The sequence below is a fragment of the Candidatus Polarisedimenticolia bacterium genome (genome assembly GCA_035764505.1).
Taxonomy (GTDB): domain Bacteria; phylum Acidobacteriota; class Polarisedimenticolia; order Gp22-AA2; family AA152; genus AA152.
In genome coordinates, this window is sequence record DASTZC010000037.1 from 1 (window position 1) to 8,056 (window position 8,056).

General features: G+C 66.8%; 10 protein-coding genes and 4 tRNA genes. All 14 read right to left on the reverse strand.

Translation table 11 applies throughout. The features are described from left to right. Positions 1 to 399 (reverse strand): GTP-binding protein (locus VFW45_02500; protein HEU5179635.1); only part of this gene is annotated, 399 nt, incomplete at its 3' end. 48 nt (positions 400 to 447) lie between these two features. Continuing rightward, a tRNA-Thr gene (locus tag VFW45_02505) sits at positions 448 to 522 on the reverse strand. Between the two features lie 78 nt (positions 523 to 600). Beyond that, positions 601 to 676: transfer RNA gene (locus tag VFW45_02510), tRNA-Gly, on the reverse strand. Between the two features lie 49 nt (positions 677 to 725). Continuing rightward, a tRNA-Tyr gene (locus VFW45_02515) sits at positions 726 to 811 on the reverse strand. A gap of 44 nt (positions 812 to 855) precedes the next feature. Next, a tRNA-Thr gene (locus tag VFW45_02520) sits at positions 856 to 928 on the reverse strand. Between the two features lie 66 nt (positions 929 to 994). Beyond that, positions 995 to 1,747 carry a 23S rRNA (guanosine(2251)-2'-O)-methyltransferase RlmB gene (gene rlmB, locus VFW45_02525; protein HEU5179636.1) on the reverse strand — a complete coding sequence of 251 codons (753 nt, stop codon included), beginning with the start codon at positions 1,745 to 1,747 and terminating at the stop codon, positions 995 to 997. Further along, entirely contained in the window at positions 1,744 to 3,246 is a 1,503-nt protein-coding gene (gene gltX / locus VFW45_02530; GenBank protein HEU5179637.1) for a glutamate--tRNA ligase, read from the reverse strand. Before gltX ends, rlmB begins: the two co-directional genes overlap by 4 nt. Then, on the reverse strand, positions 3,243 to 4,454 hold the full coding sequence (gene ispD, locus VFW45_02535; protein ID HEU5179638.1) for a 2-C-methyl-D-erythritol 4-phosphate cytidylyltransferase: 1,212 nt from the start codon (positions 4,452 to 4,454) through the stop codon (positions 3,243 to 3,245). Before ispD ends, gltX begins: the two co-directional genes overlap by 4 nt. A 48-nt stretch (positions 4,455 to 4,502) precedes the next feature. Then, positions 4,503 to 5,060 (reverse strand): ribosome recycling factor, encoded by a 558-nt coding sequence (gene frr, locus VFW45_02540; protein ID HEU5179639.1) that lies wholly within the window; start codon positions 5,058 to 5,060, stop codon positions 4,503 to 4,505. Positions 5,061 to 5,080: 20 nt separating this feature from the next. Beyond that, positions 5,081 to 5,809: a UMP kinase gene (gene pyrH, locus VFW45_02545; GenBank protein ID HEU5179640.1), complete on the reverse strand. Its 729-nt coding sequence runs from the start codon at positions 5,807 to 5,809 to the stop codon at positions 5,081 to 5,083. 21 nt (positions 5,810 to 5,830) lie between these two features. Further along, entirely contained in the window at positions 5,831 to 6,469 is a 639-nt protein-coding gene (locus tag VFW45_02550; protein HEU5179641.1) for a translation elongation factor Ts, read from the reverse strand. 128 nt (positions 6,470 to 6,597) lie between these two features. Continuing rightward, entirely contained in the window at positions 6,598 to 7,515 is a 918-nt protein-coding gene (rpsB, locus tag VFW45_02555; protein HEU5179642.1) for a 30S ribosomal protein S2, read from the reverse strand. Positions 7,516 to 7,544: 29 nt separating this feature from the next. After that, positions 7,545 to 7,946, reverse strand: a complete 402-nt coding sequence (rpsI, locus tag VFW45_02560) for a 30S ribosomal protein S9 (protein ID HEU5179643.1) — start codon at positions 7,944 to 7,946, stop codon at positions 7,545 to 7,547. 5 nt (positions 7,947 to 7,951) lie between these two features. Beyond that, positions 7,952 to 8,056, reverse strand: a 105-nt coding sequence (locus VFW45_02565; protein ID HEU5179644.1) for a 50S ribosomal protein L13, incomplete at its 5' end; no start/stop codon positions are given.

Sequence of the window (8,056 nt, forward strand, 5' to 3'; positions counted from 1 at the left end):
CACGATGCGCGGCACGCCCACCTGACGCGCCAGCAGGATGTGCTCCCGGGTCTGCGGCATCGGTCCGTCCGCCGCGCTCACCACCAGGATCGCCCCGTCCATCTGCGCCGCCCCCGTGATCATGTTCTTCACGTAGTCGGCATGCCCCGGGCAGTCCACGTGCGCATAGTGACGCTTGTCCGTCTCGTACTCCACGTGCGCCGTCGCGATCGTGATGCCGCGCTCCCGCTCTTCCGGCGCGTTGTCGATGCTGTCGAACGACCGCACCACCACCTTCGGGAACTTCTTCGCCATCACCATCGTGATCGCCGAGGTCAGCGTCGTCTTCCCGTGGTCCACGTGGCCAATCGTTCCCACGTTCACGTGCGGCTTTGAGCGATCGAATTTCTCCTTGGACATCTCCCTACACCCTCCCTCGCCATGTGGCCCGGGGGACCGGATTGCAGATGGAGCCCACGACCGGGATTGAACCGGTGACCCCGTCCTTACCAAGGACGTGCTCTACCACTGAGCCACGTGGGCGAAAGCTGAATGCCGGAGCCGGGCGCCCGCGCGCCGGTCCGGCAGGAGTTTCACGCGGATCCTGCGGCGCCGGAAGAATGGAGCGGGAAACGGGATTCGAACCCGCGACCCTCAGCTTGGAAGGCTGACGCTCTAGCCACTGAGCTACTCCCGCTCGCCTCAATCCTGCCTTGCCCCACCCGCCGCGCCTCGCGGCGCGAGGGTGGTGGGGAGAGGAGGATTCGAACCTCCGAAGCACTACGGCGGCAGATTTACAGTCTGCTCCCTTTGACCGCTCGGGAATCTCCCCAGATTTTCCGCCCGGAGGTGCTCGGGGCCGGGCTTTTTGCGCGGAGCTGGCGAAGGGATTCGAACCCCCGACCCGCTGATTACAAATCAGCTGCTCTACCGGCTGAGCTACGCCAGCTTGTGCGAACCCGTAATGCTAGCAAAGCGAACACTTAAGATGCAAGAGGTTTTTTTCACAAAAGGCCTATCCGGGTCCCCGCTCCCCTCGCTGTCGGACCACCTCGAACAGGGCGATGCCGGCCGCCACCGAGACATTCAGGGAATCGACCCCCGCCGCCAGCGGAATGCTCACCAGGACGTCGCAATGCTCCCGGACCAGGCGCCTCATTCCCTTTTCTTCTCCACCCAGGACCAGGGCGAGGGGCAGCGAGTAATCGAAATGAGTCCAGGGGGTCGCCGCGCTGGAATCGAGGCCGACCACCCAGATGCCGCGCTCTTTCAGCTTTTCCATGAGGGTCACCAGATTCCCGGCGATCGCCAGCTTCACCTTGTCGGCGTGGCCGGAGGAGGCCTTGGTCACCCCGGGACCCGTATGGGCCGACCCGTGCTCCGGGATGAATACGCCATCGACGCGTGCGGCGGCGGCGGATCTCAAGACGGCGCCGAGGTTTCTGGGATCTTCGACCTGGTCCAGCACCAGGAAGAAGGGGCGGCTCCCGGTGGAGGCCAGGACCTCCTCGACGCCCATCGGACCGCTGCCGACCACCCGGGCAACGACCCCCTGGTGCACTCCCCCATTGGAAAGCCGGTCCAGCTCCTCCCGGGGGTTTCTCGATACCGGGACGCCGCGGCTGGTCGCCAGGGCCAGCAGGGCGCGAACTTTCCTGTCCTGCCGTCCCGACGTGACGAAGATCTGCTCCACCTGGCGCCGACCCGACTTCAGGGTCTCCAGGACGGGGTGCACCCCGTAAAGGATTTCGGCGCGTGCTGCCTTCATAGTGCCTCTCCCGCCAGATTGGCGATGGAAGTCGCCCTGTCGAAGCAACCCGGCACCGGGCTGGGGAACTCCAGCCTGGAGGCCTCCTCGATCAGGGGGACAAGCTTGACGAGCTCGGGCCCGGACACCCTCGCGGTGAGGGCGACGCGGATCGGATGATAGAGGTCCCGCCCTTTCGTTCCCGTGCGTTTTCCAGTCTCCTGGGCCGCTTGCTTGTAGGTTTGCGCGTCCAGGGGCGAGTCCGACGGGACGAGGGACGCGAAGGTCCGGATTACCTCCCGGCAGCGCGGGTCCCCCAGGTCTTTGCGCACTTCCGGATCGGACAGGGAGTTTTCGGGATTGAAGCGAAGGAGAATGTCCATCGCGTCGCTGTCGCGAATCTGCGAGAGGCTGGAGACGGAAGGCTTGAGCAGATCGAGCAGCGAGATGAGCCAGGCGCGGTGGCCCGGCGAAACGGGTGATTTCAGCTCTCCTCCCGCTTCGAGAATGGGAATCGCCAGATCCACCAGCCGGTTGATCTCCGCCCGGCGCAGGTGCTGGTTCGCCACCCAATCGAGCTTGACCGGATCCAGCACCCCGGCCGCGCGGCCCACCCGCTCGAGATCGAATTCCGCCACCAACTCCTCCGGTGAAAGAATCTCCTTGCCGGTGGGCGAGGACCACCCCAGCAGTGCCAGGTAGTTCAGGATGGCTTCGGGGAGGTAGCCCTTTTCCTGGTATTGCCACAGGGAAGTGTCTCCGTGCCGCTTGCTGAGCGGCGCATGGTCAGGACCCAGGACGAGCGGCAGGTGGGCGAACCGTGGCGGCGCTGCGCCGAGGGCGCGGTACAGAAGAAGCTGCCTCGGGGTGTTGGTGATGTGGTCCTCGCCGCGAATCACGTGCGTGATCTCCATCTCGACGTCGTCCACCACGACCGCGAAGTTGTAGGTCGGCCATCCGTCGCCGCGCAGGATGACGGGATCCCCGATCTGGCGGGAGTCGAAGGCAATCGGCCCCCGGATCAGATCCTCGAACTCGACCGTCCCTTCGAGAATGCGAAAACGCGCGGCAGGCCGCTCCCCCGCGAACATCCGACGGGAGACCTCCTCCGCCGGCAGCTCGCGGCAGCGTCCCGGATACCTGGGCGGCCGTCCTTCCTTCAGGTCCCTCCCGCGGTCGGCCTCCCGCTGCTCCGGAGTGCAGAAGCAGTAGTAGACCTCCCCTTTTTCGAGCAGCCGGCGGAAGGCGGCCTCGTACCGGTCGCGCCGCTCCGACTGGCGGTAAGGGCCCGAATCGCCCGAGTCGACCCCTTCATCCCAATCCAGCCCGAGCCATCGCAGCTCGGCGAGGATGCCGGCCTCGAACTCCCGGGTGGAGCGCTCCTGGTCGGTGTCCTCGATGCGCAGGATGAACCGGCCTCCCGCGCGCCGCGTGAACAGCCAGTTGAACACCGCGGTGCGGGCGTTGCCCACGTGCAGCCTGCCCGTCGGCGAGGGAGCGAAGCGGGTGCGCACCGTCACCGGACGGGCTTCTCCTCGCGTGCCAGCAGCACCACCGCCTGGGCCGCCATCCCTTCCCGTCTCCCCGCGAAGCCGATCCCCTCCCCGCGCTTTCCCTTCACTCCAATGCGCTCCTCGGAGCAGTGCAGCGCCCGGGCGAGGTTCGTCCGGATCGCCGGCAGGTGCGGCACCAGCCGGGGCTCCTCCGCCACGAGCACCAGATCCAGATTGACCAACCGGTATCCGGCGCCTCGGACCCGGGAGGCCGCTTCCTCGAGAAGCCGGAGGCTGGAGGCTGATTTCCACTCCGGATCGGTATCGGGAAAAAGCTGGCCGATGTCGGGCAGGCCGGCCGCCCCGAGCAGAGCGTCGGTGGCGGCGTGACAGATCAGATCGCCGTCTGAATGAGCCGCCGGTCCGAAGGGATGAGGCACCTTCACTCCGCCGAGAATCAACTCCCGGCCCGACACGAGAGCATGGATGTCGTAGCCAATGCCGACTCTTAGACCGTCGGACGCGGGCCCCTCGTCGAGCAGGCGCCGCGCCCTCGCCAGGTCCTCCGGCGTGGTGATCTTGATGTTGGCGGCGCTTCCCTCGACGCGGGTCACCTTCTGGCCCGACTTCTCGACGAGCTCCGCCTCGTCGGTCCCCTCGAACCCCGACTCGAGCGCCCACCGGAGGGCGCGCTCCAGAACCTCTTTGCGGAATCCCTGCGGCGTCTGCGCCAGAGCGAACTCCTCGCGTCGCACCGTTCCCAGGCTGGCGCCTTCCGAGTCGACGCGCCGCAAGGTCTCGCTGACCGGCACCAGGGGCACCGCCGCGCCGCTGCGCCGGGCTTCTTCCAGGACGCGCCGGATCAAGGGCTCGTCCACGAACGGCCTGGCTCCATCGTGCACCAGGACGATCGGGAAATTGCCCGCCGCGGCGAGTCCCGCGGCGGAGGATTGCTGTCGTGTGTCGCCCCCCTGCACATAATCGACGGGAGCCCCTGCGGGCAAGTGGTCGCTCAGGCGCCGTCGGGCGTCCTCGGGGTTCGGCACCACCAGGACGAGCCTCGCGATCGCCTCGCAGTGCACAAAAGGCAGGACGGTGCGCGCCAGCAGCGGCACGCCGCCGAGGGAGCGGAATTGTTTCGGCTCGCCAGCGCCGGCGCGAACGCCCCGGCCGGCCGCGACCAGGATGGCGGCGCAATCGGGGGGTTGGCGTCCCGCGAGGGGGGAGGAGTCCATGGCCTCTGCTCGGTTCGCGGACGGGAGGCGCTGCCGGGAGGGGCGCCTTTACACGGAGAGGATTTCCTTCTCCTTGTTCTGGACCAGATCGTCGATCTGCTTCACCGATCGATCGGTGAGCTCCTGAATCTCCTCGAGGGCGCGCTTCTCATCGTCCTCGGAAATCTTATGGTCCTTGAGCAGCGCCTTGAGGCTGTCGTTGGCCTCCCGGCGATGCTGACGGACGACCGTCTTTCCCTCTTCTCCGACGTGGTGCACTTTCTTCGCGAGCTGCTTGCGCCGCTCCTCGGTCAGCGGAGGGATGGGCAGGCGAACCACTTTGCCGTCGTTGGCGGGCGTGAGCCCCAGCTCGGACTGCAGGATCGCCTTCTCGATCTCCTTGGTGAGGGCCGGCTCCCAGGGCTGGATGGTGATGAGCGTCGGATCCGGCACCGCCAGCGTGGCGACCTGGTTCAGAGGCGTCGCGGTTCCGTAATAGTCGACGTGGATGCCGTCCAGGATTGCGAGGCTGGCGCGACCCGTCCGAATCGTGGCCAGATCCTTTCGGGTCACCTCGACCGAGTGCTTCATCTTCTTTTCGGCGGCGGCGTGGATATCCTTGACCATCCTTCCTCCTCGACTTCGTCTCAGCCCCTAACCAGCGACCCGATCTTCTCGCCGAGGATCACCCGGCGGATGTTTCCCCGCACGCCGGAGTTGAAGACGATGATGGGGACGCGGTTGTCCATGCAGAGGGAAATCGCCGTGGAATCCATCACCTGGAGTCCTTTTTCGAGGACCTGGATGTAGGTGATCTCCTCGAAGCGCTCGGCCTCGGGAAACTTCTCCGGGTCGGAGCTGTAGACGCCATCCACCCGCGTCGCCTTCAGGATGACTTCGGCCTTGACCTCCATGGCGCGCAGCGCCGCGGCGGTGTCGGTCGTGAAGAAGGGGTTGCCGGTACCCGCGGCGATGATGATGACGCGGCCCTTCTCGAGGTGCCGCACGGCGCGCCGCCGCAGGTAGGGCTCCGCGACCTCGCGTACCTCGATGGCGGACAGGACGCGCGTGTGCACGCCGATCTGCTCGAGCCGGTCCTGCAGCGCCAGCGCGTTGATCAGCGTGGCGAGCATGCCCATGTGATCGCCGGTCACCCGATCGATGCCGGAGCTCTCGCTGGCCGACAGCCCGCGAAAGATGTTCCCGCCGCCGATGACGCAGGCGACCTGCACCCCCAGCTCGTGGATCTCGCGGATCTCCTCGGAGAGACGCGCCACCACCTGGGAGTCGATCCCGAAGCCCTGATCGCCCATGAGGGACTCGCCGCTGAGCTTGAGCAGGACCCTGCGGTACCGCGGTGTGGCTGGGGAGGACATGTTATCTCGCCGGAGCCGTCTTCAGGCCTCGCCGCCGGCAGCCGGGGCCGCCGATTCCGCCGCCAGGGTCTCGCCCAGGGCGAAGCGGGCGAAGCGCCGGACCCGGATGTTCTCGCCGGTCTTGGCCATGACGGCCGTCACGTAGTCCTTCACGGTCTGATTGGGATCCCGAACATAGGGTTGTTCCATCAGGCAGAAATCCTGATAGTACTTCCCCACCTTGCCGTCGACGATCTTCGCGAGGGCGGCCTCCGGCTTCCCCGAGGCGCGCGCCTGCGCCATGTAAATCTCGCGCTCCTTGCCGACGGTCGTCTCGGGAACTTCCTCACGAGCGACGAAGCGCGGCTGGGAGGCGGCGATGTGCATCGCCAGGTTGCGCACCATCTCCTGGAACTCGGCGGTGCGCGCCACGAAGTCGGTCTCGCAGTTCACTTCCAGGAGCACGCCGACGCGGCCCCCGGGGTGGATGTAGGAGGCCACGGTCCCCTCGGAGGTGGCGCGGCCGGAGCGCTTCGCGGCCCCCGCCAGCCCGCGTTTCCTGAGAATCTGGAAGGCCTGCTCGGCGTCCCCCTTCGATTCCGACAGCGCCGTCTTACATTCCATAATGCCTGCGCCGCTGCGCTCGCGCAGGCTCCTGACCATTTCCGCGGTGATTTCCATCCCGAATGCCTCCAGACCGATTGGCAATTTTGAGTCGATTGCGGGGGACTTGCGTGGCCGCTGAGAGGGAGATGCGGCGCGCCTACCTCCGATGTACATCCGCGCGCCGGGACTCCGGCGCGATGCGGCTATTCGGACGACGGCCCGCGGTCGGAGGCCGTGACCACTCCCGCCGTGGCGCTGCGCGCCTCGTCGGTGGCGTCCACCGCGGCGGCGGTCTTGCGGCGTGCCCTCCTCGGCCCCGCCTCGGAAGGTGCCTCCGTGGCATCCGCGGCCTGGAGCATCTCCCGCGCCAGCTTCTCGGCGTCGTCGTGGCTCAGCGGGCCGGAGGTCGCTCCCTCTCCCGATGGCTCGACCTTGACGCGCATCGTTCCGCCTTCCAAAAGCGCATCCGCCACCCGCGAGGTGAACAGCCGGATCGCCCGGATGGCGTCGTCGTTTCCCGGGATGGCGAAGTCGATCTCGTCCGGATCGCAGTTGGTGTCCACGATGGCGATGACCGGGATGCCCAGCTTGCGGGCCTCGGAGACCGCGATCTGCTCCTTCTTGGGGTCGACCACGAACAGGGCGTCCGGGACCCGGTCCAGCGCCTTGATCCCGGTCAGGACCCGCGCCAGCTTCGTCTTCTCCCTCAGCAGCTGCGCGAATTCCTTCTTGGTGTAGCCGACCGCCTCCCCCGTGGCGGTGAGCTCCTCCAGCTTGCGCAGCCGGTCGATGCGCCGCTTGATGGTCTTGAAGTTCGTGAGGATGCCTCCCAGCCAGCGCTGGTTCACGTGGTGCATGCCGCAGCGCGTCGATTCCTCGGCGATGGCGTCCTGCGCCTGCCGCTTCGTCCCCACGAACAAAACCTGTTTCCCCTCGGTCCCCAGGCGGACGGCGAAGTCCACCGCCTGCTGGAACTGTCTCAGGGTCTTCTGGAGGTTGATGATGTAGATGCCGTTCCGCTTCCCGAAGATGTATTCCTTCATCTTCGGGTTCCATCGCTTGGTCTGGTGCCCGAAATGGACACCCGCCTCCAGAAGCTCCTTCATCGAGACGGAAATCAAACAGCCGCTCCTTTCGAGAGGGTGAGAAGTTAGCGTTTCGAGAACTGGAACCGCGCCCGGGCCCCGCGCTGGCCGTACTTCTTGCGCTCCTTGGCGCGCGAGTCGCGCGTCAGGAACCCCGCCTCCTTGAGGCGCGGCCGCAGCTCCCGGTTGTACTCGACGAGCGCCCGCGACAGCCCGTGGCGGATGGCCCCGGCCTGGCCGGAGAGGCCCCCGCCGACGACATTCACCGTGACGTCGACCTTCCCCACCTGCTCGAGGATCTGCAGCGGCTGGTTGAGGATCATCTTCGAGGTCTCGCGCCCGAAGTACTCGTCGAGCGGAAGGCCGTTGACGACGATGGTCCCGTTTCCTTCCTTCACCCATACCCGGGCCGTGGACTCCTTGCGGCGGCCGGTGGCGTAGAACCCGTTCTCGGTCTGGATCGGCATGTTCCTCAGGCCTCCACCTGGCGGGGGGCCGGCTGCTGCGCGGCGTGGGGATGCTGCTCGCCCGGGTAGACCTTGAGCTTGGTCATCATCTTCCGGCCCAGGGCGTTGCG

Bases quoted from the DNA above. Each gene is read 5' to 3' on its own strand.
- rlmB (HEU5179636.1), bottom strand. From the start codon at position 1,747: ATGAAGGCAGCACGCGCCGAAATCCTTTACGGGGTGCACCCCGTCCTG.
- ispD (HEU5179638.1), bottom strand. From the start codon at position 4,454: ATGGACTCCTCCCCCCTCGCGGGACGCCAACCCCCCGATTGCGCCGCC.
- frr (HEU5179639.1), bottom strand. From the start codon at position 5,060: ATGGTCAAGGATATCCACGCCGCCGCCGAAAAGAAGATGAAGCACTCG.
- pyrH (HEU5179640.1), bottom strand. From the start codon at position 5,809: ATGTCCTCCCCAGCCACACCGCGGTACCGCAGGGTCCTGCTCAAGCTC.
- VFW45_02550 (HEU5179641.1), bottom strand. From the start codon at position 6,469: ATGGAAATCACCGCGGAAATGGTCAGGAGCCTGCGCGAGCGCAGCGGC.
- rpsI (HEU5179643.1), bottom strand. From the start codon at position 7,946: ATGCCGATCCAGACCGAGAACGGGTTCTACGCCACCGGCCGCCGCAAG.